At 73.3% G+C, this 21,419-nt stretch carries 20 protein-coding genes; 9 read left to right on the plus strand and 11 right to left on the minus strand.

Translation table 11 applies throughout. The annotated features are described in order from the left end of the window. Positions 1-59 precede the first annotated feature (59 nt). Both ftsL and rsmH read right to left on the minus strand, forming a co-directional pair. Complete coding sequence (ftsL, locus tag ACZ4WH_RS06700) at positions 60-638, minus strand: cell division protein FtsL (RefSeq protein ID WP_468177294.1); 579 nt, start codon at positions 636-638, stop codon at positions 60-62. A gap of 67 nt (positions 639-705) precedes the next feature. Continuing rightward, positions 706-1,662, minus strand: a complete 957-nt coding sequence (rsmH, locus tag ACZ4WH_RS06705) for a 16S rRNA (cytosine(1402)-N(4))-methyltransferase RsmH (RefSeq protein ID WP_468177296.1) — start codon at positions 1,660-1,662, stop codon at positions 706-708. A gap of 355 nt (positions 1,663-2,017) precedes the next feature. Between rsmH and ACZ4WH_RS06710 the strand changes: the two genes are divergently transcribed. The 4 genes from ACZ4WH_RS06710 to ACZ4WH_RS06725 all read left to right on the plus strand — a co-directional run bounded on the left by ACZ4WH_RS06710 (position 2,018) and on the right by ACZ4WH_RS06725 (position 7,662). Continuing rightward, the gene (locus ACZ4WH_RS06710) at positions 2,018-2,629 is read left to right on the plus strand and encodes a beta-class carbonic anhydrase (protein WP_468177298.1); all 612 of its coding nucleotides are present in this window, start codon (positions 2,018-2,020) and stop codon (positions 2,627-2,629) included. Positions 2,630-2,876: 247 nt separating this feature from the next. Further along, complete coding sequence (locus tag ACZ4WH_RS06715; RefSeq protein WP_468177300.1) at positions 2,877-3,923, plus strand: AAA family ATPase; 1,047 nt, start codon at positions 2,877-2,879, stop codon at positions 3,921-3,923. Next, the gene (locus ACZ4WH_RS06720; protein WP_468177302.1) at positions 3,923-5,284 is read left to right on the plus strand and encodes a DUF58 domain-containing protein; all 1,362 of its coding nucleotides are present in this window, start codon (positions 3,923-3,925) and stop codon (positions 5,282-5,284) included. The genes ACZ4WH_RS06715 and ACZ4WH_RS06720 overlap by 1 nt, the downstream gene beginning before the upstream one ends. Then, the gene (locus ACZ4WH_RS06725; protein ID WP_468177304.1) at positions 5,281-7,662 is read left to right on the plus strand and encodes a transglutaminase TgpA family protein; all 2,382 of its coding nucleotides are present in this window, start codon (positions 5,281-5,283) and stop codon (positions 7,660-7,662) included. The genes ACZ4WH_RS06720 and ACZ4WH_RS06725 overlap by 4 nt, the downstream gene beginning before the upstream one ends. Positions 7,663-7,783: 121 nt before the next feature. Here ACZ4WH_RS06725 and ACZ4WH_RS06730 read toward each other — a convergent pair whose 3' ends face one another. From ACZ4WH_RS06730 to ACZ4WH_RS06740, 3 genes are all read right to left on the minus strand, one after another. After that, positions 7,784-8,164: a DUF3040 domain-containing protein gene (locus ACZ4WH_RS06730; protein WP_468177306.1), complete on the minus strand. Its 381-nt coding sequence runs from the start codon at positions 8,162-8,164 to the stop codon at positions 7,784-7,786. Positions 8,165-8,477: 313 nt separating this feature from the next. Then, positions 8,478-9,305: a class I SAM-dependent methyltransferase gene (locus ACZ4WH_RS06735; protein WP_468177308.1), complete on the minus strand. Its 828-nt coding sequence runs from the start codon at positions 9,303-9,305 to the stop codon at positions 8,478-8,480. Positions 9,306-9,426: 121 nt separating this feature from the next. Next, positions 9,427-10,071: an SAV_6107 family HEPN domain-containing protein gene (locus tag ACZ4WH_RS06740; protein ID WP_468177310.1), complete on the minus strand. Its 645-nt coding sequence runs from the start codon at positions 10,069-10,071 to the stop codon at positions 9,427-9,429. Between the two features lie 168 nt (positions 10,072-10,239). Between ACZ4WH_RS06740 and ACZ4WH_RS06745 the strand changes: the two genes are divergently transcribed. The 5 genes from ACZ4WH_RS06745 to ACZ4WH_RS06765 all read left to right on the plus strand — a co-directional run bounded on the left by ACZ4WH_RS06745 (position 10,240) and on the right by ACZ4WH_RS06765 (position 16,501). Beyond that, positions 10,240-11,106 (plus strand): ATP-binding cassette domain-containing protein, encoded by an 867-nt coding sequence (locus ACZ4WH_RS06745; RefSeq protein WP_468177312.1) that lies wholly within the window; start codon positions 10,240-10,242, stop codon positions 11,104-11,106. After that, positions 11,078-13,162: a YhgE/Pip family protein gene (locus tag ACZ4WH_RS06750; RefSeq protein WP_468177314.1), complete on the plus strand. Its 2,085-nt coding sequence runs from the start codon at positions 11,078-11,080 to the stop codon at positions 13,160-13,162. The genes ACZ4WH_RS06745 and ACZ4WH_RS06750 overlap by 29 nt, the downstream gene beginning before the upstream one ends. A 47-nt stretch (positions 13,163-13,209) precedes the next feature. Continuing rightward, the gene (locus ACZ4WH_RS06755; RefSeq protein WP_468177315.1) at positions 13,210-13,839 is read left to right on the plus strand and encodes a TetR/AcrR family transcriptional regulator; all 630 of its coding nucleotides are present in this window, start codon (positions 13,210-13,212) and stop codon (positions 13,837-13,839) included. A 495-nt stretch (positions 13,840-14,334) separates the two neighbouring features. Next, complete coding sequence (locus ACZ4WH_RS06760; RefSeq protein ID WP_468177317.1) at positions 14,335-14,937, plus strand: DUF4126 domain-containing protein; 603 nt, start codon at positions 14,335-14,337, stop codon at positions 14,935-14,937. Positions 14,938-14,995: 58 nt separating this feature from the next. Then, positions 14,996-16,501: a phytoene desaturase family protein gene (locus tag ACZ4WH_RS06765; RefSeq protein ID WP_468177319.1), complete on the plus strand. Its 1,506-nt coding sequence runs from the start codon at positions 14,996-14,998 to the stop codon at positions 16,499-16,501. 122 nt (positions 16,502-16,623) lie between these two features. On the opposite strand, the gene ACZ4WH_RS06770 is transcribed toward ACZ4WH_RS06765, so the two are convergent. From ACZ4WH_RS06770 to ACZ4WH_RS06795, 6 genes are all read right to left on the minus strand, one after another. Continuing rightward, positions 16,624-17,547, minus strand: a complete 924-nt coding sequence (locus tag ACZ4WH_RS06770) for an SCO2102 family sporulation regulator (protein ID WP_468177321.1) — start codon at positions 17,545-17,547, stop codon at positions 16,624-16,626. A gap of 56 nt (positions 17,548-17,603) precedes the next feature. Continuing rightward, on the minus strand, positions 17,604-18,527 hold the full coding sequence (metF, locus tag ACZ4WH_RS06775; RefSeq protein ID WP_468177323.1) for a methylenetetrahydrofolate reductase [NAD(P)H]: 924 nt from the start codon (positions 18,525-18,527) through the stop codon (positions 17,604-17,606). 96 nt (positions 18,528-18,623) lie between these two features. Beyond that, positions 18,624-19,274, minus strand: a complete 651-nt coding sequence (gene thiE, locus ACZ4WH_RS06780) for a thiamine phosphate synthase (protein WP_468177325.1) — start codon at positions 19,272-19,274, stop codon at positions 18,624-18,626. 93 nt (positions 19,275-19,367) lie between these two features. Continuing rightward, complete coding sequence (locus ACZ4WH_RS06785; RefSeq protein ID WP_058080226.1) at positions 19,368-19,733, minus strand: Rv2175c family DNA-binding protein; 366 nt, start codon at positions 19,731-19,733, stop codon at positions 19,368-19,370. 64 nt (positions 19,734-19,797) lie between these two features. Then, positions 19,798-21,030 (minus strand): NAD(P)/FAD-dependent oxidoreductase, encoded by a 1,233-nt coding sequence (locus tag ACZ4WH_RS06790; RefSeq protein ID WP_468177327.1) that lies wholly within the window; start codon positions 21,028-21,030, stop codon positions 19,798-19,800. Between the two features lie 32 nt (positions 21,031-21,062). Beyond that, the gene (locus ACZ4WH_RS06795) at positions 21,063-21,413 is read right to left on the minus strand and encodes an avidin-fold protein (protein ID WP_468177329.1); all 351 of its coding nucleotides are present in this window, start codon (positions 21,411-21,413) and stop codon (positions 21,063-21,065) included. Positions 21,414-21,419: the final 6 nt, after the last annotated feature.

Raw genomic sequence — 21,419 nt, forward strand, 5'->3', positions numbered from 1 at the left:
GCCGGAGCACGCGGGCCCGGGCACACGGCGGCGCGGCGGTTCCCTGTCGGACACTTCCGTCACCTGCCGGGGGTAGGGGTGGGCTGGGGCTGGAGGGTGGCGGGCGGCGCGGGGGGCGCGGCTGCCGGGTCGCTCTGGGGCTGGGACGGCGCGGTGGGGGTCGGGGCGGTGGGCGGGGCGGTGGAGAGGGCCGCGTCGGCCGGGGTCATCGGCTCCGAGGCGGGCGGGGTGACGGACTCGGGGGCGGCCGGGGCCGTGAGGGCCGCGGGCTGGGGGGCGGCGACGCCGGGGACGCCCTTGACGGTGCCGTCGGGGCCGAGGAAGGCCGGGTCGCCGCCGGGGACCATGCCGAGTTCGCGGGCGCGGCGCTGGAGGGCGTCGGGGGACGAGTAGGCGTCGATGTCCCGCTGGAGGGCCTGTTGCTCGTCGGTGAGGTTCTTCGTCTGCTTCTGAAGGTCGGCGAGTTTGAACGAGCCTTCGCTGAGCGCGGAGTTCAGCACCAGCAGCCCGATGAGGCCGCCGCCGAGGAGCACGACGACGAGCAGGACGAACGGGGTGCGGGCCGCCTGGGCGCGCCCGGCCGGGAAGAGCCGGGCGAGCCGGGCGGCCCTCCCCTTCAGCGCGGGTTTCCTGCTCACTGCTCCCCCGGTACGTGGCGGACACCGCTCCCCCGGTGCGCGGGGGAGTCCTTCCGACCCGTCTCGCTCACTCGACGTCCTCCCGGATGCGCTCGGCACCCCGCAGTCTGGCCGGTGCGGCCCGGCGGTTCTCGGCGATCTCTTCCTCGGTGGGAAGTTCGGCACCACGGGTGAGCAGCTTGAGCCGCGGCTGGTACCGCTCGGGCACGACGGGCAGCCCGGGCGGCGCGGTGGAGGCGGCCCCGGCCGCGAACACCTGCTTGACGAGCCGGTCTTCGAGCGAGTGGTACGACAGCACGGCGATGCGCCCGCCGACGTCCAGCGCCTTCACGGCGGCCGGGATCGCCCGCTCCAGGACCGACAGTTCGCCGTTGACCTCGATGCGCAGCGCCTGGAAGGTGCGCTTGGCCGGATTGCCCCCGGTGCGCTTGGCGGCCTGCGGCAGGGCGTCACGGATGAGTTCCACGAGCCGCGCGCTGTTGCTGAACGGCTCCTTGTCGCGCTCCCGGACGATCGCGGCGACGATCCGCTTGGCCTGCTTCTCCTCGCCGTAAGCGCGCAGGATGCGCACGAGTTCACCGGCCGGGTAGGTGTTGAGGACCTCGGCGGCGCTGATCCCGGTCGTCTGGTCCATGCGCATGTCCAGCGGCGCGTCCTGCGCGTAGGCGAAGCCGCGGTCGGCCTCGTCCAGCTGCATGGAGGAGACGCCGAGGTCGAACAGCACGCCCCGCACGCGCGCGATGCCGAGCCGGTGCAGCACCTCGGGCAGCTCGTCGTACACGGCGTGGACGAGGGTGGCGCGGTCGCCGTAGGGGGCCAGCCGCTCGCCGGACAGCCGCAGCGCCTCCTTGTCCCGGTCGAGGGCGATCAGCCGCGCCTCGGGGAACCGGCCGAGCAGTGCCTCGCTGTGCCCGCCGAGGCCGAGGGTGCAGTCGACGACCACCGCGCCCGGCTGCTCCAGGGCGGGCGCCAGCAGATCCAGGCACCGCTGGAGCATCACCGGGACGTGTCGACTCTGGCTCAAGGGGGCCTCTCAGGTCCGGCGCAGGATACGCACCGCCGCGGGTCCCCGCCAGCCGTGAAGGGGCGGCCTGCCGGCGCCGGAAGCGTCAGCCGACCGGGAGCGGGAGGAGGCCGAGCCGTACGTACGCGCCGCGCGCGTGGGGAGACGGTCCGGGCGTGTGCCGGGGTCTCCGGGGGGTTCACCAGCAGGAAGAGCCACGCCTCCCGCTTCGCGCCACTTTAGTCCACCCTGTCTCGCGGTCAATCAACCGGCCTGCGCGTCGCGCACCGCGCACGGACCGGGGCGGTCATTCGAACGGATTCATCCGTCCGGCGCGGGTTCGCCCTCCGTGTGGACTAGCTCACAACAAGCCACGATGACGTTTTTTGTCCCCTCTCACAGCAGGCTGGAACGCCACGTGACCAGTAACGTCGTCAACATGACGACTTCCGCAGCAGTGCCCACTGGATCCGAAGACGCCATAACGGCCGGCGACACCGTGACCGACCGCCTCGTGGAGGCCAACCGGCGGTACGCCGAAGCGTTCACGGACCCCGGCATGGACGCCCGCCCCGTTCTCCACGTCGCCGTCGTCGCGTGCATGGACGCCCGCCTCGACCTGCACCAGGCCCTCGGCCTCCAGCTCGGCGACTGCCACACGATCCGCAACGCGGGCGGTGTGGTCACCGACGACGTCATCCGGTCGCTGACCATCAGCCAGCACAAGCTCGGCACCCGCAGCATCGTGCTCATCCACCACACCGGCTGCGGCCTGGAGGCCCTCACCGAGGACTTCCGCACCGAGCTGGAGATGGAGGTCGGCCAACGGCCGTCCTGGGCGGTGGAGTCCTTCCGGGACGTGGACCAGGACGTGCGCCAGTCCATGCAGCGGGTGCGCACCTCGCCCTTCCTGCTGCACACCGACGACGTCCGCGGCTTCGTCTTCGACGTGCGCACCGGTCTGCTGCGCGAGGTCGACCCGGCCTGATCCGGGGCTACCGGCCCACCGCCCGGAACACATCCCGCCGTCCCCGTATCGAAAATGCGGTCGAAAAGTCGTAAGACCGGCATCGAGCGGGCAGTTGTCCACAGGCGAGTGACACGAATCGGTAACGGCAGCAAGAATGCGGGGTGTGACGTCACGCGGAACTTTTCCCGCGTGGTGTCCGTGTTTTGGGGTGGGCCGGTTTCGCACGAGAGCGTCGGCCCGGAAAGAACGGGCCGAGGAGGGCCGGGTGACGACCTATGACGATCGAGCGAGCCTCACTGATCTGACCGCCACGGTGGAGCGGGTGCGCGGTTCGGTGGAGGGCGTGATCGAGGGCAAGCCCGAGGTCGTACGACTCGCGCTGACCGTGCTGCTCGCCGAGGGCCACCTGCTGATCGAGGACGTCCCCGGGGTGGGCAAGACGATGCTCGCCAAGGCGCTGGCGCGGTCCATCGACTGCTCGGTGCGGCGCATCCAGTTCACACCGGACCTGCTGCCCTCGGACATCACGGGCGTGTCGATCTGGGACCAGCAGCGCCGGGACTTCGAGTTCAAGCCGGGCGCCATCTTCGCGCAGATCGTGATCGGCGACGAGATCAACCGCGCCTCGCCCAAGACCCAGTCCGCGCTGCTGGAGTCGATGGAGGAGCGGCAGGTCACCATCGACGGGCAGACGTACGAACTGCCCAGCCCCTTCATGGTGGTGGCCACCCAGAACCCGGTCGAGATGGAGGGCACCTACCCGCTGCCCGAGGCCCAGCGCGACCGCTTCATGGCCCGCGTCTCCGTCGGCTACCCGAGCGTGGAGGCCGAGTTGCAGATGCTCGACATCCACGGCGGCGTCAGCCCGCTGGAGGACCTCCAGCCGGTGGCGCACGCGCACGAGATCGTGAAGCTGATCGAGGCGGTGCGCGGGGTGCACGTCGCCGAGCCGGTCCGGCGCTACGCGGTCGAACTGGTCGCCGCCACCCGCACCCACCCCGACCTCAGACTCGGCGCCTCCCCGCGCGCGACGCTGCACCTGCTGCGCGCGGCCAAGGCGTCCGCGGCCCTCGCCGGCCGGGACTACGCGCTGCCGGACGACGTCCAGGCGCTCGCCGTCGCCGTCCTCGCCCACCGCCTGCTGCCCACCGCCCAGGCCCAGCTGAACCGCCGCACGGCCGAGCAGGTGGTGCTGGAGATCCTCCAGCACACCCCGGTGCCCACGGCCCATGCCCCGCACCCGCAGAACGGCTTCGGCGGTCTGGGCCGGAACGTCCCGGCCTATCCCCAGCAGCCCCCGCGGAGTCTGTGATGAGTTCCTGGGGGGCCGGACCGGCGGAGGCCGACCGCGGGGAGGCGGGCGGGGTCCGTACGGCCCTGGCGGGTCTCACCACCCGGGGCCGCTCCTTCCTCGCGGCCGGCATCGCCGCCGCGATCTGCTCGTTCGTGCTGGGCCTGAGCGAGCTGCTGCGGGTCGGCCTGCTGCTCGCCGTACTGCCCCTGATCTGCGCGACCGTGCTGTACCGCACGCGCTACCGGGTGGCCGCGAACCGCCGCCTCGCCCCCGCGCGCGTCCCCGCCGGCAGCGAGGCGCGGGTGCACCTGCGCATGGACAACGTCTCCCGGCTGCCCACCGGCCTGCTGATGCTCCAGGACCGGGTGCCGTACGTCCTCGGGCCCCGGCCCCGCTTCGTGCTGGACCGGGTGGAGCCGGGCGGCCGCCGCGAGGTGTCCTACCGGGTCCGCTCGGACCTGCGGGGCCGCTATCCGCTCGGCCCGCTCCAGCTGCGGCTCACCGACCCCTTCGGCATGTGCGAGCTGACCCGCTCCTTCTCCACGTACGACACCCTGACGGTCATCCCGCGCGTGGACCCGCTCTCCCCGGTCCGCTTCGGCGGCGAGGCCAAGGGGTACGGCGACGGACGTCAGCGCTCGCTGGCCCTCGCCGGCGAGGACGACGTCATCCCGCGCGGGTACCGCTACGGCGACGATCTGCGCCGGGTGCACTGGCGGTCCACCGCGCGCTACGGCGAGCTGATGGTGCGCCGCGAGGAGCAGCCCCGGCGCTCCCGGTGCACCGTGCTCCTGGACACCCGCGGCGGTGCCTACGAGGGCGCGGGCCCGGACGCGGCCTTCGAGTGGGCCGTCTCCGGTGCCGCCTCCGTGCTGGTGCACATGCTGGAGCGCGGCTTCTCGGTACGGCTGCTGACCGACAGCGGCAGCGCGGTGCCCGGCGAGGGCGCCGACGGGTTCGCGGGCACCGGCCAGGAGACGGCGGACGCGGCCGGGCTGATGATGGACACCCTCGCGGTGGTCGACCACTCCGACGGCACCGGCCTGTCCCGGGCGTACGACGTGCTGCGCGGCGGCAACGAGGGGCTGCTGATCGCCTTCCTCGGCGACCTGGACGAGGAGCAGGCCACGACGGTCGCCAAGATGAGCCGGCGCAGCGGCGGCGCCGTCGCCTTCGTGCTGGACCCCGGCACCTGGACCCGGGAGGCGACCGACGTGCCCCGCCCGGGCGACCGGCACGAGGAGCGGCTGCGGATGCTGCGCGAGGCGGGCTGGACGGCGCTGAGCGTGCCGCGCGGCGCCTCGCTGGACGAACTGTGGCGGCAGGCGGACCGGGAGCGCTCCGGCCTGGCCGCCGTGACCGGGGAGGCACGGGGATGAGCGGGCGGGCACGACTGGCACTGTGCGCGGCGGCGGCCACCCTGATGGCCTCCTGCGCGCTGCTGCCGCTGGTCGCCGAGCCGACCTGGCTGCTGCAACTGGTCCCGCTGGTGGCCGTCCAGACCGGGGTGGGCGCGGCGGCCCGGCGGGTGCCGCTGGGCCGGACGCTGACCGTGGCGGCGCAGGCGCTGGTCACCCTGGTGCTGCTGACCCTGGTCTTCGCCCGGGGGCACGCGCTCCTCGGGCTGATCCCCGGCCCGGACACCTTCCGGTACTTCGCCGACCTGCTCCAGCAGGGCACGGACGACGTCAGCCGGTACGCGATACCGGCGCCGGTCACCGACGGCATCAAGCTCATGCTGATCGGCGGCGCGCTGCTGATCGGGCTGCTGGTGGACACGCTCGCGGTAACGCTCCGCAGCGCGGCCCCGGCCGGGCTGCCGCTGCTCGCGCTGTACTCGGTGGCCGCCGGCCTGTCCGGTGGCGGCGCGGACTGGCTGTGGTTCCTGGTGGCGGCGGCCGGCTATCTGATGCTGCTGCTCGCGGAGGGCCGGGACCGGCTCGCCCAGTGGGGCCGGGTCTTCGGCGGCGCTCCCCGTACCCCGGGCGGTCCGGAGGGCGCCTTGGCGCCGGTGCGCACCGGGCGCCGGATCGGCGCGGTCGCGCTCGGCGTGGCCCTGGTGGTGCCGCTCGCCCTGCCCACGATCAACGGCGGCCTGCTGGACGCCGCCGGCACCGGCGTGGGCGTGGGCAACGGCAACGGGGGCACGATCTCGGCGGTCAACCCGCTGGTGTCGCTGCGCGACAACCTGAACACGAACGACGACCGCCAGGTGCTGACGCTGCGGACGAACACGAACGACATCTCCGGCCTGTATCTGCGGATCGTCTCCCTGGACGACTTCGACGGCACCACCTGGAAGCCGGCCCAGCGGCACATCGTCGGCGTGCCGGACAAGCTGCCCACGCCCATCGGCCTGGGCGAGGACATCAAGCGCGGCAAGGTGACGACGACCGTCACGGCGGCGGGCTGGTACGCCCAGGACTGGCTGCCGATGCCCTACCCGCCGAGCGATGTGAAGATCAGCGGCCGGTGGCGCTACGAGCCCGTCGGGATGACCCTCGTCGGCGACCGCGGCCAGACCACGCGCGGCGAGACCTACCAGGTGACCAGCCTGGACGTGCAGCCGACGGCGGCACAGCTGGCCGCCGCGCCGCAGCCGCCGGCCGCGCTGAGGCGCGAGTACACCGAGGTGCCGTCCTCGCTGCCGAAGGTGGTGGCCCGCACCGCGCGGGAGATCACGGAGGGCGCGAGCAGTCACTACGAGGAGGCCGTCAAGCTCCAGGACTGGTTCGCGGTCAACGGGGGCTTCCAGTACGACACCTCGGTGGAGGTGGGCCGCGGTCCCGGCGCCATAGCGAACTTCCTGAAGAAGAAGCAGGGCTTCTGCGTCCACTTCTCCTTCGCCATGGCCGCGATGGCCCGCACCCTCGGCATCCCCGCCCGCGTCGCGGTGGGCTTCGCGCCCGGCACCCCGCAGGCCGACGGCACGGTCGCGGTGAACCAGAAGGACGCGCACGCCTGGCCCGAGCTGTACTTCGAGGGCGTGGGCTGGACCCGCTTCGAGCCGACCCCCACCCGGGGCACCACGCCCTCGTACACCCAGTCGGACACGCCCGGCAGCTCGCTGCCGGAGGAGGCGCTGCCGTCCAAGGGCGCGTCCTCGGCGCCCTCGGCGGCGGCCTCGCCGAGCGAGAGCTGCGCCGGTGAGCTGCGCAAGCTCCAGGCCTGCGACAGCCCGTCCGCGGCGGCGGTCCCGCAGCACGAGGACGGCGGCGACGACTGGTGGTGGTGGCCGCTGATCGGGCTGGGCGCCCTGCTGGTCCTGGCGGTTCCGCTGTCGCCGCTGCTGTGGCGGGAGCACATGCGCGGGCGGCGGCTGGGCGGGCACGCCCGGACGGCGGGGGGTGCGGCGTCGCACACCCTGGCGGCCTGGCAGGAGCTGACCGACAGCGCCTGGGACCACGGCATCGCGCCGGACGAGTCGCTGACCCCGCGCAAGGCCGCCGACCGGATCGTCCGGCTCGGGCATCTCGATCAGGCGGCCGGGGCCGCCGTGCACCGGGTGGCGGACGCGGTGGAGCAGGTGCTCTACTCGCCCCGGCCGCGCCCGGCGGCGGGGGCGGCGCAGGACGTGCGCCGGGTGATCGAGGGGCTGCGGGCCACGGTGGGCACCGGGACGCGGCTGCGGGCGCTGTTCCTGCCCCGCTCGTCGGTCCGGGTGCTGTGGGCGGCGTCGGCCCGCTGGTCGGCCCTCCGGACCCGGGCCGCGGCGGCCCGCCCGACACTGCGCCGACCGTCCGGACAGCGGGGCTGAGCGCGCGGCGCGGCAACGCGGCTGAGCACGCGTGAGGGGCGGCCACCGGCTGGTGGCCGCCCCTCACGTATGTCTGCTTGCCCGGCTGTCTGCTTGCCCGGCGCCGGAAGGCGCGGAGCGGTCAGTGCCCCTGTTCGTCCCGGCGGCGCTGCCAGCGCTGCTCGATCCGGTCCATCATGGAGCGCTTCGGCCGCGCCTGGCGTGGGGTGCCCGGGGGCTGCTCACCGGGCTTCGGCGCCTTGCGCCAGCCGGTGACGGCGAGCACGGCACATCCCAGCATGACGAGGAAACCCACCACGCTGACCCAGATCAGCTGCGCGACCATTCCGGCCATGAGGAGCGCGATACCCGCGAGGAAGCCTGCGACCGCCTGGTAGACCCGCCGCCGGGTGTACGTCCGCAGCCCACTTCCCTCAAGCGCCGACGCGAACTTGGGGTCTTCGGCGTACAGCGCTCGCTCCATCTGCTCAAGCATTCGCTGCTCGTGCTCAGAGAGCGGCACGGAGTCCTCCTCATCGTGCAGTCGCCGGGGCGACCTGGGGGGTCCCTTCAGGATAGGCAGGGAATCGCCCCCGTGAAACCCGCCCCTCTACGCCAATTGGCCAACCGGAGCCCGTCATGGCCGTCCGACTCGCTGAGGCTTCCATTCCCCGGCGGCCGACCCGTCATGCCGGACGGTGTACCTCGATCATACGGCGCAAACCCCTCGATCGGGGGGCTTGTGGCGTACTCCATCCGCGGTCGAGGCGCTGATCAGCGGCTCGTCCCGGCGGTGCGCCCAGGCGCCAGGTTGCGCTTTTCTGCCGCTGGTGCGCTCAGATCTCGGCGGTACCCGTGGTCTCACCGAGCACATGGAGCTGGGTGGCGACGGAGTGGAACGCGGGCAGCTCGGCCGCCGCGGCCTCCAGCTTCAGCAACGCGTCGAGGGCACCGGGCTCGGTGTCCACGAGGACCCCGGGCACCAGGTCGGCGAAGACCCGCACGCCGTGCACCGCGCCGACCCGCAGGCCCGCGCCCTCGACCAGCGCGGTGAGCTGGTCGGCCGTGAACCGGCGGGGCATCGGGTCGCCGGTGCCCCAGCGGCCGTCGGGGTCCTGGAGCGCCTGCCGGGCCTCGGTGAAGTGGCCGGCCAGGGCGCGGGCGAGCACGGCTCCGCCGAGGCCGGCCGCGAGCAGGCTGAGGACACCCTGGGGACGCAGCGCGGCGACCGCGTTGCGGATGCCCTCGGCCGGGTCGTCCACGTACTCCAGGACGCCATGGCACAGGACGGCGTCGTACCCGCCGCGCTCGACCACGTCGAACAGGCCGTGCGCGTCGCCCTGGACGCCCTTGACCCGGTCGGCGACACCGGCCTCGGCTGCGCGGCGCTCCAGGGCGAACAGGGCGTTGGGGCTGGGGTCGACCACGGTGACGCGGTGGCCGAGGCGGGCGAGGGGCACGGCGAACCTGCCGCTGCCGCCCCCGGTGTCGAGGACGTCCAGCGTGTCCCGGCCCGTGGCCTTGACCCGGCGGTCGAGGGCGTCCTGAAGGACCTCCCAGACCACGGCGGTACGGAGAGAGGCGCGAGGACGGGAGGGGTCGGAGCGCAGCGACGTCGTCTGAGGGTGGTGGTGGGAGACGGGCGGGCGCATCGGGTCCGACACGGCAGTTGACTCCTCGGCGGGGCGGGACTTCAGGCGAAGTCCACCCTATTGCCTCCACGCCGCGCCTGGTCACCGCGACAGCGGACGACCGCGTACGCCTCCCGGGCCGGGTGGTCCGCGGTCAGCCCGCGTCCGGCAGACCACCTCCCGGACCGCCTCCCCTGCGCGGACCGCCCCCGCCCCCACCAGTGTCGCTGCCGGTGTGGGTGCCGGCGCCGATGTGGCCGTCGCCGTCACTGCCACTGTCGCTGTCGCCGTTCAGACGGGGCTGGGGCAGGACCGGCTGGAGGACGAGCATCCGCTCCACGATGCGCAGGAACATCTCCACGTCGCGTATCAGGTCGTCGGCGTCCCGCTGCCCGGCCGCCCCCTGGATGCCCGCCTCGGCGCGGGCGCGGCGCGCGGCGCCGGAGGCGAACAGCGCGCTCCACTCGGTCAGCTCCGGGGCGATCTCGGGCAGCACCTCCCAGGCGCTGCGGATACGGGCCCGGCGGCGCGGGGAGGTCTCGGGGCGGCCCCGGGCGGCGAGCACGGCGGCGGCGGTGCGCAGAGCGGCGAGGTGGGCCGTCGCGTAGCGCTCGTTCGGTGTGTCCAGGACGGTGGCCTCCTCCAGTCCGGCACGGGCCTGGGCGAGCAGGTCGAGGGCGGCGGGCGGGGCCGTGGCCCGGCGGAGCACGGGGTGCACGTCGCTCGCCGGGCCGGTCAGTGAGGGGGCAGGGCCGGTGGCGCGGCGCCGACGGGCGGCGGCTGCGGACGAGTGGGCCATGACGAACCTCCTGTCGTCTGGGTGACGGCACGAATGCCGTATGTGCCCATTGTGAGGTATGCCACTGACAATCCGTTCTGACCTGGGCTTTTGCCTCGATCGTAGGTTCGGGCGTATTTTTGCACTGACCAGTCAGTTCAATTACGGCCGACGCCGGCAGGGGGGCTTGTGGACGACGCACACGGAACGGTCGACGCACACGGAACGGTCGGTGCGGACGGAACCGTCGGCGCGGGCGGCGCGGGCGGCGCCGACGTCAGGGCCGAGGGGCTCGGGCTCAAGGGGCCGCGGGGGTGGGCCTTCCGCGGCGTGACCCTGGACGCGGAGCCCGGCTCGCTGATCGCGATCGAGGGACCGTCCGGCTCCGGCCGCACGTGTCTGCTGCTCGCGCTCACGGGACGGATGAAGCCCACCGAAGGAGTGGCCACCGTCGCCGGGTTCAAACTCCCCCGTCACATGGCGGCCCTGCGCCGCGTCAGCGCGGTGGCCAACGTGACCGGCGTGACCGACCTGGAACCGGCCCTCACCGTCGGGGAGCACCTGCGTGAACGGGCCCTTTTGCAGCGCCGGTTCGGCGACTCCCTGCGCCAGGTGCTGCGCCCCCGCGCCCAGCGGACGTACGAGGCGCGGCTGCGGGTCGACGCGGCCCTGGCCGCCGCCGGACTCGACCTGGAGACGCTCCCGAAGGGCTCCCGGACGGCCGTACGCGACCTGGAACGGCCGCAGGAGCTGCGCCTGTCCCTCGCGCTGGCCCTGCTCGGCCGGCCCCGGCTGCTCGGGGTGGACGACCTCGACATGAAGCTCTCGGACGCCGAACGGGCCGAGACCTGGGACCTGTTGCGGTCCCTCACGCGCGCGGGCACGACGGTCGTGGCCGTGTGCCGCACCGCTCCCGAGGGCTGCGTCACCGTGCCGACCGAGCCGAAGAAGCGGACGGAACCGAAGAAGACCGAGCCGAAGAAGACCGAGCCGAAGAACGCCGAGCCCGAGAAGGAGGACGCCGGTGATGCGCTCACCGAGGCTGGCCGCGCTTGAGCTGAGGCGCTTCGGGCGCGGAAGGCTGCCGCGCGCCGCCCTCGTCGCGCTGCTCGTGCTGCCCCTGCTCTACGGCGCCCTGTACCTGTGGTCCTTCTGGGACCCGTACGGCCGTCTGGACCGCATCCCGGTGGCCCTGGTGAACGACGACAAGGGCGCCACGGCGGGCGGCAAGAAGATCACCGCCGGTGACGACATCGTCGACGGACTGCGCGACAGCCGGACCTTCGAGTGGCACGAGGTCAGCGACGCCGAGGCCCGCGAGGGCGTCGAAAACGGCACCTACTACCTGTCGCTGACCATGCCGGCCGGCTTCAGCAGCCGGATCGCGTCCAGCTCGGGCGACTCCCCGGAGACCGGCGCCCTCCAGGTGCGCACCAACGACGCGAACAACTACATCGTCGGCCAGATCTCCCGCACCGTCTTCAACGAGGTGCGCTCGGCCGCGTCCACCAAGGCCTCCCGGAGCTTCCTGGACAAGATCTTCGTGTCCTTCTCCGACATCCACGACAAGACCGTCACGGCCGCCCAGGGCGCCGACAAGCTGAACAGCGGGATCGGAAAGGCGGAGAAGGGCTCCAAGGACCTCGCGGACGGGCTGAAGGACGCCAAGGGGGGCAGCGGCAAGCTGGCCAAGGGCCTGAAGAAGCTCGACACCGGCTCCGGCGACCTCCAGGAGGGTTCGCGGCAGGTCGCCGACGGCACCCAGGCGCTCGCCGACAAGGTCGACGGCGTCTACGCCGAGGCCGGCCCGTTCCTGAAGCACAACGAGAAGACCATCGGGGACACCGCCCGGCTGGTCTCCGACTCGGCCAAGGCCGTCAAGGACAACCTCGACGTGCTGGTGAAGCTCGCGCCGGGCGCCGCCAAGACCGCGCACGCCTCCTCCGCCGTCCTGGACGAGGTCTACAAGGCGCGCTGCGAGAGCGCGACGATCCCCGACCCGGCCTGCCCCGAACTGAAGCGGGCCAGGACGGCCGCCGCCGAGGTGGCCACCGTCGCCGACGACCTCAACACGCTGATCGCGGACCAGGACGGCGACCTCAAGACGATGCGGGACAACCTCGGCACGCTCCAGAAGCAGGCCGACGCCCTCGCCGCGCGCGCACCGCATCTGTCCGAGGACGTCGAGGACGCCGTCAAGAAGATCGACAAGCTGAACACCGGGGCGCACAAGGTCGCCGCCGGCGCCGAGAAGCTGCACACCGGACTGGGCACCGCCCACACCGGCGCGGTCACCCTGGACAAGGGCATCGGCACCGCGAAGTCGGGCGCCGAGACCCTCAACGGCGGCCTCTACAAGCTGTCCGACGGCTCGGGGAAGCTCGCCGGCGGGCTGCACTCGGGCGCGAAGAAGATCCCGGACTACGACAAGCAGGACCGCGACCGGCGCACCGGCGTGATGGCCGACCCGGTCCAGCTGGCCTCCCACGACCTGCACAAGGCGCCGAACTACGGCACCGGTTTCGCCCCCTACTTCATCCCGCTGTCGCTCTGGGTCGGCGCGATGGTGGCCTACATGCTGATACCGCCGCTCAACCGGCGCGCCCTGGCGGCCGGCGCGTCCGCCTGGCGGATCGCGTTCGCCGGCTGGCTGCCGGTGGTCGCGGTGGGTGTGCTCCAGGTGGCCGCCCTGATGGCCGTGCTGCACTGGGCGGTCGGGCTCCAGATGCTGCGGGCGGCCGGCACGATCGGCTTCCTGTGCCTGGTCACGGCCTGCTTCGCGGCGATCGTTCAGTGGCTGAACGCCCGCTTCGGCGCCGCCGGGCGAATCCTCGTGCTGGCGCTGCTGATGCTCCAGCTGACCTCGGCGGGCGGCACCTACCCCGTCCAGACCAGCCCGGGCTTCTTCAACGCGATCCACCCGTTCCTGCCGATGAGCTACATCGTGGAGGCGCTGCGCCGGCTGATCACGGGTGGCGGGCTCGGCCCGGTGTGGCTGGCGTGCGGTGTGCTCGCCGCGTTCACCGCCGGCGCCCTCGCGCTGACGGCCCTCGCGGCCCGCCGCCGCCAGGTGTGGACCCTGGACCGGCTGCACCCGGAGCTGAGCCTGTGATCCAGGGCGAGCGCCCGCACGCGCGCGTACCTGTGAGAATCGGGGCCATGGAAAGCAGCAGCGCCAGGGCCGGCGGCAGCACGCGCCGCGAGGCCACCCGGCAGAAGCTCTACGAGGCGGCCGTCACGCTCATCGCCGAGCAGGGCTTCTCCGCGACCACGGTGGACGAGATCGCCGAGCGGGCCGGGGTCGCGAAGGGCACGGTCTACTACAACTTCGCGAGCAAGTCCGTTCTCTTCGAGGAGTTGCTGAGGCACGGCGTCGGCCTGCTCACCGCCTCCCTGAAGGAGGCCGCCGAGGGGACGGCACGCGCGGGCGGCAGCAAGGTGGACGCGCTGGACGCGATGATCCGCGCGGGCCTGGTCTTCATCGACCGCTACCCGGCGTTCACCCAGCTGTACGTCGCCGAGCTGTGGCGCACCAACCGGGCTTGGCAGTCCACCCTGATGGTGGTGCGGCAGGAGGCGGTCGCGGTGGTGGAGGGGGTGCTGCGCGAGGGCGTGGCGGCCGGCGAGTTCAGCGACGAGATCGATGTCCAGCTGACGGCGGCGGCGCTGGTCGGCATGGTCCTGGTGGCCGCGCTGGACTGGAAGTCGTTCCAGCCGGAGCGCTCCCTGGACGACGTCCACGCGGCCCTGTCCCGGCTGCTCCAGGGGCGGGTCAGCGGCAGGGTCTGAGCGGTGCAGCCGGCCTGAGAGGAACACACGGTCCGAGAGGCGTACCCCGGGAGGGCGCACACGGTCCGAGAGGCGTACGCGGAAGGCGCCGGTCCGCTGTGGACCGGCGCCTTCCCCTTCCCCCGTGCCGCCACCGGGATTCCCCCGTGCTCCCCCGTTCCTCCCGGTGGTTCCCCCGTTGCTCCCCCGTACTTCCCTCCCGTACTCCCCCGTACGGGCTCCCCCGTCGCGGACCCCCGTGGTGGTCTTCCCCCGAGGCCCCCGTGTCTCGCTTCCGCCGACGGATCGGCGGAAGGAGCGGCCAGGGGCGGGCGCCGTTCCGCCGCCCCGTGTCGGCGGTGCCGGGCCGCGCCCCTCTGCCGTGCCTCCACTCTCCCGTTCGCACAGGTCCCGGCCCATCCGCGCGCGTACTCATCTGGCCGTCTGAGTACGCGTACTCAGCCGTCCGCGCGCGTGCCCACGCCTGTGCTCCGCCGCCTGGCTACGATCGCGTCCGTGTCCGTACTCCCTCTGGTCTTCACGAGCGGCTGGGCCAGCGGCATCAACGCCTACGCGGTGGTGCTGCTGCTCGGTCTCTTCGGCGCGACGGGGGTCGCCGACGACGTCCCGCAGACGTTGCAGCGCCCCGAGGTGCTGATCGTCGCGGGCGTGCTGTTCCTGTGCGAGGCCGTCGCGGACAAGATCCCCTACGTCGACTCGCTGTGGGACTCCGTGCACACGGTGGTCCGTCCGCTCGCCGGTGCCTGGGTCGGGGCGCTGCTCGCCGGGCAGAGCGGCTCGCTCTCCGACGTGGCGGCCGGCCTGATCGGCGGTTCGACGGCGCTGGCCAGCCATGCCGTGAAGGCCGGGACGCGGATGGCGGTCAACACCTCGCCCGAGCCGTTCAGCAACATCGCGCTGAGCCTCGCCGAGGATCTCGGGGTCGGCGGCGTCGTCACGTTCGCGGTCTTCCATCCGGAGGCGGCGGCGATCATCGCGGCCGTCCTGCTGGCCGGCGGGCTGCTGACCCTGCTGTTCCTCGTCTCGCGCATCCGCCGCTTCCTGCGCCGCCGGGCCCAGCGCCGGGAGGAGCGGCGCCTCGCCTCACGGTCCCGCTGACCTGCGTCGGAGCCGCCCGGCGGCCGGGTTGTCAGTGGTGGTCGATAAAGTCGCGGGCATGGCACGGATTGCGGTGATCGGCGCCGGGATGGGCGCGATGGCGGCTGCCGCCCGGCTGGCCGTCGCGGGCCACCGGGTGACGGTGTACGAGCGGACGGAGACGTACGGCGGTGCGGTGCGCCGGTTCGAGCGGGACGGGTTCCGCTTCGACACGGGCCCGGGACTGCTGACGCTGCCCGCCGTGTACCGCGACCTGTTCGTCAAGACCGGCAAGGAACCGCTGGAGGACTGCGTCGAACTGGTCCAGGTCGACCCGTCGTCGCGGCACGTCTTCGCGGACGGCACGGAGGTGTCCCTGCCCAACGCCTCCCGCGCGGGCGTCGTCGCGGCTCTGGACGAGGCGCTGGGCGCGGGGGCGGGCGAGCGCTGGGGCGACTTCCTGGTGCGGGCCCGCGAGGCCTGGGACCGCACCCGCCGGCCGCTGCTGGAGGAGCCGCTGTGGCCCAACTGGCAGGTGCTGGCCGACAAGGAGCCGTATCCGGGCAGCACGTACAAGCGGTTGCTGAGCAGGCGGCGCGTGGTCAAGCTGTTCGAGATCGGCAAGTGGGAACTGCGCGATCCCCGGCTGGCACAGCTGCTGGACGGCTACGCGCTCGCGTACGGCGTCGACCCGGGCATCGCCCCGGCGAGCGCGGCCGTGCTGCCCTACATGGAGCACGCCTTCGGCACCTGGTACGTGCGCGGCGGCGTCCGGGAGCTGGCGCGCGCGGTGTACGAGCGGTGCCGCAAACGGCGGGTCGAGTTCGTGTTCGGCGCCGAGGTCACCCGCATCCTGGAGAAGGACGGCCGCGCGGCCGGGGTGGAGCTGGGCGACGGTACGGTGGCCGAGGCTGACTTCGTGGTCGGCCAGGGACCTTGGAGACTGCGTGGCCTGACGGGCCGGCAGGTGTACGGGGCGGAGGCGGTCCCGCCGGAGCCGGAGGACCGGTATCCGGGCCGGGTGGTCGTGTGCCTGGCGCTGCGCGGGGCGCGGGAGCCCGGCGCGGTGCACCGCACGGTGGTGCACGCGGCCGACGGCGACGGCGATCTGGATCTGTTCCGGCACGGGGTGCTGCCCGACCTGCCGACGACCGTCGTGGACCGGCCGGACGACCCGGCCCTGTGCCCCGACGGGGAGCACGAGAGCGTGGTGCTGACGGCGACGGTGCCGTCGGCGACGGAGTACGACTGGGCGGCGCCCGGTGCCGCCGACACCTTCGCGGACCGGATGGTCGCCGCCGCCGAGCGGGCCGTGCCGGGGCTGCGTGAGCGGGTGCTGTGGCGGGAGGTCCGCACCCCGCTGGACACCGAGCGGGAGACGGGCGCCGTGGGCGGTGCCGTGCCGCCGCCCGCGCTGGCCGCGCCGGAGGGGGTGCTGCACCCGGCCAACTCCACGGCGGTACCGGGCCTGTTCGCGGTCGGCGGCTGGTCCCACCCGGGCGGCGGCCTCCCGCACGCCGGCATGTCGGGCGCGCTGGTGGCCGGACTGATCGTGGAGGGCCCGGAGTTCCGCGGCTCGCGGTGAACGGGCCGCGGTGAACGGCGCGCCCGCGCCGGCCGGGCCCCGCAGTGCACGGGCTCCCGCCGGGCGGGCTCCCAGGCTGCCCGTGAACGGGTGAGCCGGAACCCGGGCCCCGGCCCCGGCCCTCAGAAGCGGTACTGCTCGTCGTACCCGGCGCCGGGCTGCGGCTGCTGCCCGCCCTGCTGGTGCGGGTACGGCTGCTCCTGCGGGAGTTCGCCGCCGTAGGCCTCGTCGGTGCGCTGCTGCGGCACCCACACCCCGCCGGCCGGGGTCTCGCCGTAACCGCCGGTGGCGTACGTGTCCTGCGCGTAGCCCTGCTGCTGCCCGTACTGCTGGCCGTAGCCCTGGTCGTAGGAGCCGTAGGACTGGCTGCCGATGTACGGGTCGGAGTAGTTGGCATAGCCCTGCTGGGCCGCGCTGTCGTAGCCGTATCCCTGCTGGGCGTAACCGGAGTAGTCGTAGGCGTAGCTCTGCTGGTCGCTCTGCTGGGCGGTGTGCGCGTGCGCGGGGTCGCCGTAGACGCCGTAGTTGCCGGTGTCGTCGGGGAGCGGCTGCGGCTCGTAGACGGCGGTGGCCTCGGCGGCGGTGGGTTCGGCCGTGCGGGCGGCGGCCGGGGTGAAGACGTCGTCGCGGTCGTAGTCGTCGTAGTCGCCGTGCGCCTGGCCGTAAGGCCCGTGCTCGGGGTCGTGGTCGTCGGCCGCCCGGCCGAACTCGGCGTCGGGACCCTGCGGGTCCGGCTCGTGCCGGTCCGCCCGGCCGCGGCGCCGCTTGCTGCCGCCCACGGCCTCGGGGCCGGGCCGCTTGACCGCCCAGCCGGAGGCGAAGCCGCGCCGGAACGACAGCGTGACGTAGGTCTGGCCGATCGCGAAGGCGATCGCGCCCAGCCCGATCACGATGACGGACGGCATCAGCACACCCACCACGACGCCGAGGAAGCCGCCGAAGGCGAGGAGACGCCAGCGCAGCCGCGCCTTGTACTGCAGCAGTACCTCGCCCAGCAACCACAGCGCGACGACGCCGAACGCGATGTAGAGGACCGTCCAGCCCATGTACGCCCCTCTCCCAGTAACCGCTACGCAGTGTGTCGTATCGCGGTGCGGCCGGTCTAGGCCTGCGGGGGGTGGTGCAGGCCCAGGTTCTCGTAGATTTCCAGGGTCGCCGTGGAGTTGTTGAGCGTGATGAAGTGCAGTCCGGGCACTCCCTCGGCCAGCAGCCGCGCGCAGAACTCCGTGGCGAACTCGATACCGATGGAGCGTACCGCCGCCGGATCGTCCTTCGCTGTGAGGATCCGCTCTTTCAGGGCGTCCGGGACACGGGCGTTGCTGAGCTTCGGCAACCGTTCCAGCATCTTCACACTGGTGACCGGCAGGACTTCCGGGATGACCGGGGTGTCACAGCCCGCGGTCGCCACGCGGTCGCGCAGGCGCAGATACGACTCCGGCTGGAAGAACATCTGTGTGATGGCGTAGTCGGCGCCCGCACGGCACTTGTCCACGAAGTGGGCGACGTCGGCGTCCCAGTCCGCGGAGCGCGGGTGCATCTCCGGGAACGCGGCGACGCCCACGCAGAAGTCGCCCGACTCCTTGATGAGCCGGACGAGTTCGGCCGCGTAGGTCAGGCCCCGGGGGTGCGGCACCCACTCGCCCATCGGGTCGCCGGGCGGGTCGCCGCGCACGGCGAGCATGTTGCGGATGCCGGCGTCCGCGTACTGGCCGATGATGTTGCGCAGCTCGGCGATGGAGTGGTCGACCGCGGTGAGGTGGGCGACCGGGGTCAGCGTGGTGTCCGCGACGATCTGCTGGGTCTCCTTGACCGTGCCCGCGCGGGTGGAACCGCCGGCGCCGTAGGTCACGGAGACGAAGTCGGGCGCGACCGCCTCGACCCGCCGGAGCGCGCTCCACAGGTTCCGCTCGCCCTTGGGGGTCTTCGGCGCCGAGAACTCGAACGAGTACGTCGTCTTGCCGGTGGCGAGGATGTCGCGCACGGTGCGTGCGCGATCAGTCCTGGTGGATGCGGTTCCGAGGGCCATACCGGCAGGTTAGCCAGGGGTGGACGGTCCCCCAACCGAACGTCGGGAATTTGCCCGATTTGTCGCCTTCCTGTCCAGCAGGTGGACAGAACCGCGCTAGCGGGCGTCCCGCAGCCGCTTCGCGAACTCCGTCGCCGCCGCGCCCGGGTCGTCCGCCTCGGTGATCGCGCGGACCACGACCACCCGGCGGGCACCCGCCTCCAGCACCTGGTCCAGGGTGCCCAGGTCGATGCCTCCGATGGCGAACCAGGGGCGGTCGGTGCCGAGGTCCGCCGCGTACCGGACCAGGTCCAGGCCGGGGGCGTGGCGGCCGGGCTTGGTGGGGGTGGGCCAGCAGGGGCCGGTGCAGAAGTAGTCCACGCCCTCCTGGACGGCGGCAGCGGCGGCCTCCGCCTCGGCGTGCGTGGAGCGGCCGATCAGCACCCGGTCGCCGAGGATCGCCCTGGCCGCGGGCACCGGGAGATCACCCTGGCCGAGGTGGAGCACGTCGGCGCGGGCGGCGTGGGCCACATCGGCCCGGTCGTTGACCGCGAGCAGCCTGCCGTGCCGGGCGCAGGCGTCGGCGAAGACCTCCAGGTGCTCCAGCTCCTCGGCGGCCTCCATGCCCTTGTCGCGCAGCTGCACGATGTCGACACCGCCGGCCAGGACCGCGTCCAGGAACTCGGGCAGGTCGCCCTGGCGCTTGCGGGCGTCCGTGCAGAGGTACAGGCGGGCGTCGGCGAGCGCGGCGCGGGCGGTGTCGGACATGCGTGGGTCCCCCCGTGGTCGGTGTCCCTGACGGCTGTGCGCGGTGGCGTACGGGCGTCCGGCCCGCACGCCACCTGCCTGGTGCGGATCGGCTCAGACGGCGAGCGCCTGGGCGCGGCGCTTCACCTCCGTGCCGCGATTCTCGCTCAGGGCCTGCGCGGGGGTGCCGGGCAGGGTCGGGTCGGGGGTGAAGAGCCACTCGATCATCTCTTCGACCGTGAAGCCGTCGTCCCGCAGGAGCGTCAGGGTCCCGGACAGGCCCTTGACGACCTTGTCCCCGTCGATGAAGGCGGCGGGGACGTGCAGCGCCCGGTTCTCACCACGGCGTACGGCGATGAGCTGGCCCTCCTTGACCAGCTGCCGGACACGCGTCACCTCGACACCGAGCATGTCGGCGATGTCGGGCAGGGTGAGCCAGGCGGGGACGAGAGCATCAATCTTTGCGTCAATCTCGGTCACGTTTCCTAGCCTGCCATCCCCCACTGACAGTCGGAAGCCAGGCAGGTCCAGGCGGGAGGATGTGCTAGTCAGCCGTGGCGTCCTTCAGGGGCCGAGCCGGGTCGGACAGTGCCTCGGGGTCCATCCGCCGGCCCGCCTCGATCAGGCGGCGGCCCTGGGCCAGGTCGCGGGGGCGGCCGACGGCCAGGAGGGCCACCAGGCGGTGCTCGCGGAGCCAGCAGACCGTCCAGGACGGGCCCGCCGGGTCGCCGCGCCGGACCAGGCGGTCGGCCGCGGCGTGGTGGCCGGCGTACTGGACGAAGCGGCCGAACTGCTCGGACCAGAAGTACGGCACCGGGTCGTAGACCGCCGGGTTCTCGCCCAGGATGTTCGCGGCGACCGTGCGCGGGCCCTGGAGGGCGTTGTCCCAGTGGTGGACGAGGAGCCGTTCGCCGTAGCGGGCCGACGGGAAGGAGGCGCAGTCGCCGACGGCGTACACGTTCGGCACGGAGGTGCGCAGGCGGGCGTCGGCGAGGACCTCGCCGTGCGCGCCCAGCTCGATGCCGGAGCCGGCCAGCCAGCCGGTGGCCGGGCGGGCGCCGATGCCGACGACGACGGCGCCCGCGGGCAGCCGGGTGCCGTCGGCGAGCACCACCTCGCCGGGCTCGACGCGCTCCACGCGCGCGTGGGTGCGCAACTCCGCGCCCGCCTCGGCGTACCAGGCGGCCATGGGCGCGGTGACCTCGGCGGGCAGGGCGCCGGCGAGCGGACGGTCGGCGGCCTCCACGACGGTCACCGCGCAGCCGGCCTCGCGGGCGGCGGTGGCGAACTCGGCGCCGATCCAGCCGGCGCCCACGACCACGATGTCGTGCTGCCGGGCGAGCACGGGCCGCAGCCGTTCGGCGTCGTCCAGGGTGCGCAGCAGATGCACACCGGGCACGCCCTCGGTGCCGGGCAGCCGGATCGGCTCGGCGCCGGTGGCGAGGACCAGGACGTCGTACGGCACCGGGCCCGTCTCGGTGTCCAGCTCACGCTCGGCGGGGCGCACGCCGTACACCTCGCAGCCGAGCCGCAGCTCGACCCCGAGGGACTCGAAATCCACCTCGAAGGCGGAGTCCTCGGCCTTGCCGAGCAGGACCGCCTTCGACAGCGGCGGCCGGTCGTACGGCTGGTGCGGTTCGGCGCCGATGATGGTCACATCGCCCCGGAAACCCTGCTCCCGCAGGGCGACCGCGGTCTGCACCCCGGCCATGCCCGCGCCGACGACGACCACGCGCCGCGCCGGTGCGGTGCCCTCTTGCGCTGTCTGCTCGCTCACCCGATCACCATAGACAATTGACGATCTGTCAGTCAGGGGGCGTGCTCGGTGACCTGCTCCACCACGCTCGTGCCGGAGCCGGCCTGGGACTCCCACTTCCAAGTCTCGTCCAGGCGCACCCGGCCGTCCGCCAGCTCGACGACCGTGGACACGCAGTGCCCCGAGGAGGTCGTCCCGTCGGTCTTGAGCTGCACGTACCGGAAGTCCAGCCGGTCACCCTCGCGGGTGCCGACCAGATGGCCGCGCACGACGTCACCGCCCGCGTACTCGGCCCAGATCTCGCCGTCCTTCTCGTGGTACGCGAACCGGGTGCGGGTGCCCACCTGACCTGGGGCTTGGTCCGCCACGGGGGCGAGGATCAGTCCGTCGAGCGACCGGGCCATGGAACG

It is taken from the genome of Streptomyces sp. NPDC029138, from assembly GCF_055564375.1.

Excerpts from the sequence above, each read along its gene's own strand:
- ACZ4WH_RS06710 (WP_468177298.1), top strand. The coding sequence starts at position 2,018 with ATGACGTTTTTTGTCCCCTCTCACAGCAGGCTGGAACGCCACGTGACC.
- ACZ4WH_RS06720 (WP_468177302.1), top strand. The coding sequence starts at position 3,923 with ATGAGTTCCTGGGGGGCCGGACCGGCGGAGGCCGACCGCGGGGAGGCG.
- ACZ4WH_RS06725 (WP_468177304.1), top strand. The coding sequence starts at position 5,281 with ATGAGCGGGCGGGCACGACTGGCACTGTGCGCGGCGGCGGCCACCCTG.
- ACZ4WH_RS06740 (WP_468177310.1), bottom strand. The coding sequence starts at position 10,071 with ATGGCCCACTCGTCCGCAGCCGCCGCCCGTCGGCGCCGCGCCACCGGC.
- ACZ4WH_RS06750 (WP_468177314.1), top strand. The coding sequence starts at position 11,078 with ATGCGCTCACCGAGGCTGGCCGCGCTTGAGCTGAGGCGCTTCGGGCGC.
- ACZ4WH_RS06755 (WP_468177315.1), top strand. The coding sequence starts at position 13,210 with ATGGAAAGCAGCAGCGCCAGGGCCGGCGGCAGCACGCGCCGCGAGGCC.
- ACZ4WH_RS06765 (WP_468177319.1), top strand. The coding sequence starts at position 14,996 with ATGGCACGGATTGCGGTGATCGGCGCCGGGATGGGCGCGATGGCGGCT.
- ACZ4WH_RS06770 (WP_468177321.1), bottom strand. The coding sequence starts at position 17,547 with ATGGGCTGGACGGTCCTCTACATCGCGTTCGGCGTCGTCGCGCTGTGG.
- metF (WP_468177323.1), bottom strand. The coding sequence starts at position 18,527 with ATGGCCCTCGGAACCGCATCCACCAGGACTGATCGCGCACGCACCGTG.
- thiE (WP_468177325.1), bottom strand. The coding sequence starts at position 19,274 with ATGTCCGACACCGCCCGCGCCGCGCTCGCCGACGCCCGCCTGTACCTC.
- ACZ4WH_RS06795 (WP_468177329.1), bottom strand. The coding sequence starts at position 21,413 with ATGGCCCGGTCGCTCGACGGACTGATCCTCGCCCCCGTGGCGGACCAA.